Consider the following 1,883-nt stretch of genomic DNA (forward strand, 5'->3'; position numbering starts at 1 on the left):
GATAGCTTGAAGTAGAGAGAACTGAACATGTCTGAAGATCGTTATCTGCATCCTGACTGGCCAGCGCCGAAGGGAATCAGGGCTTTTGTTACCCTGAGAACCGGTGGGTTCAGCCAGGGCGTTTTCAGCAGCTTTAACCTGGGGCTGCGCTCTGGTGATGATCCTGATGTAGTGGAAAAGAACCGGGCTTTGCTCGGTGAGTGTTGCCATTGGCGCTATAGGCCTCAATGGCTAAAGCAGATTCATGGCATTAATGTCGTGACTGCGGGCCCTGACAATATCGAAAGGGAAGGGGATGCGGTCTGGACAGATCAACAGGGTTTGCCCTGTGCAGTTCTGACTGCGGATTGCCTTCCGGTTATTTTCTGCAATACAGCTGGCACCAAAGTGGCTGCAGCCCATGCGGGGTGGAAAGGCCTCCAGGCAGGTGTTCTTGAGGCCACCGTCCAAAGTATGGGTGAGTCTCCTGATCAGGTTTTGGCCTGGTTTGGTCCCGCTATCAGTCAGTCTCACTTTGAAGTAGGGTCTGAGGTACGTGAGGCTTTTCTGGAAAAAGATCCGGAAGCCGCTGCTGCTTTTGTTCCTGGTGAAGGTGATCGTTGGTTTGGAGACCTTTATCAGCTGGCAAGGCTACGGCTGGAAAAGCTGGGATTGACGCAAATCTCTGGTGGCCAGTTCTGTACTTTTGAAGAGAAAGATCGCTGGTTTTCATACCGGAGAGACGGCGCTCAGTCTGGGCGTCTGGCAACATTAATCTGGATTGAATAAAGTCATAGAGCCCCTCTTTATAGAAGGGCTCATTTCTCTTAGCTGTAATACCTCTGTCTGAATCCATCAAATAAATTGGCCAGATCTGGCGCAGGCGCTGGGGGATTTCCAGGTCCGCTTTCGGACCAGGCTCTGTGGATGTGATTGTCTCCAGCTTTCTGCTTATACATTCTTGCTAACGTGTGGTCGTACTGTCTGCTGGTTACTGTACTGACATGATACCAGTGCGCTTTTGCGCGGCTGTGACTGATGTCCAGCAAAACGTAGCCTCGTTCCGTCAGATTGGTCCATTTCAGATTGGGTAAGGCGCCATCCAGTGCCAGTGAGCCGATCTTGGCAAGGTCTGATTTTTCTGCGAGACCAGAAGTTACTCCGGGCGTTACAAACTCTCCACCCAGGGCTCCGTATCCTGAAATTCTGCCGTAGTGGGGGAAGTGGGGTTTTGGCGCCAGATCGAATGCCCACGAGCTGTGAATATCACCGGTCAGCACCATCAGGTTGTCGATACCCTGGTTTTGAATGTGATCAAAGAGTCTTTGTCGGGAAGCCTGGTAGCCGTCCCACTGGTCCATATTAATGGGGAGATCATGACTGATGCTCAACTGAGACATCATGACTTGCTGCCCCAGTACCCGCCAGCGAATCCCTTCGTTCATCGAGCGGCTTAAACCATTGTGCAACCATTGTTCCTGGTCCAGACCCAGTAAGCTTCTGGAAGGATCTTTAGCGGTCTTAACATCCAGTGGCAATGCCTGCTGATCTCGGCCCGCCAGACGTGTATCGAGCATAAAGAGATCAATAAGGTCTCCAAAACGGAAGCGTCTGTAGATTGTTCTTTGGCCAAAATGATCAATAATGCCGCTCTCCCTGATGGGCATCCAAATGAACTACCCCGCAGCAAGCTGCGGGGTATCCTCAGTGCAACTTGAGTGGTCAGTCCATAAACAGACTGATTTGGTTCGGACTTATTTCCTTCCGGTGTAGCTGCTTGCACTCCGCATTGCCTTGGTTTTTGACATAATTTGCAATTACATCTTCATTACCATGCTGGCCGACAGTATTCATAAAATATCCTGAACTCCAGAATGCTCCACCCCATAACTTTTGCTTAACTT

General features: G+C 50.6%; 3 protein-coding genes. 1 reads left to right on the forward strand and 2 read right to left on the reverse strand.

Going from position 1 to position 1,883, the window contains the following annotated elements:
- Positions 1 to 27: 27 nt before the first annotated feature.
- Positions 28 to 768, forward strand: coding sequence for a peptidoglycan editing factor PgeF (pgeF, locus tag WG89_RS28200; protein ID WP_062271075.1), 741 nt, complete (start codon positions 28 to 30; stop codon positions 766 to 768).
- A 38-nt stretch (positions 769 to 806) separates the two neighbouring features.
- On the opposite strand, the gene WG89_RS28205 is transcribed toward pgeF, so the two are convergent.
- Positions 807 to 1,646 (reverse strand): alkaline phosphatase D family protein, encoded by an 840-nt coding sequence (locus WG89_RS28205; RefSeq protein WP_062271077.1) that lies wholly within the window; start codon positions 1,644 to 1,646, stop codon positions 807 to 809.
- 55 nt (positions 1,647 to 1,701) lie between these two features.
- On the reverse strand, positions 1,702 to 1,883 hold a 182-nt coding region (locus tag WG89_RS29890), incomplete at its 5' end, for a transposase (RefSeq protein ID WP_172806951.1).

Origin of the sequence: Endozoicomonas arenosclerae (assembly GCF_001562015.1) — a bacterium.
Taxonomy (GTDB): Bacteria; Pseudomonadota; Gammaproteobacteria; order Pseudomonadales; family Endozoicomonadaceae; genus Endozoicomonas_A; species Endozoicomonas_A arenosclerae.

What these genes read in the sequence shown, in the direction of transcription:
- WG89_RS28205 (WP_062271077.1), bottom strand. Translation starts at nt 1,646, where the DNA reads ATGCCCATCAGGGAGAGCGGCATTATTGATCATTTTGGCCAAAGAACA.
- pgeF (WP_062271075.1), top strand. Translation starts at nt 28, where the DNA reads ATGTCTGAAGATCGTTATCTGCATCCTGACTGGCCAGCGCCGAAGGGA.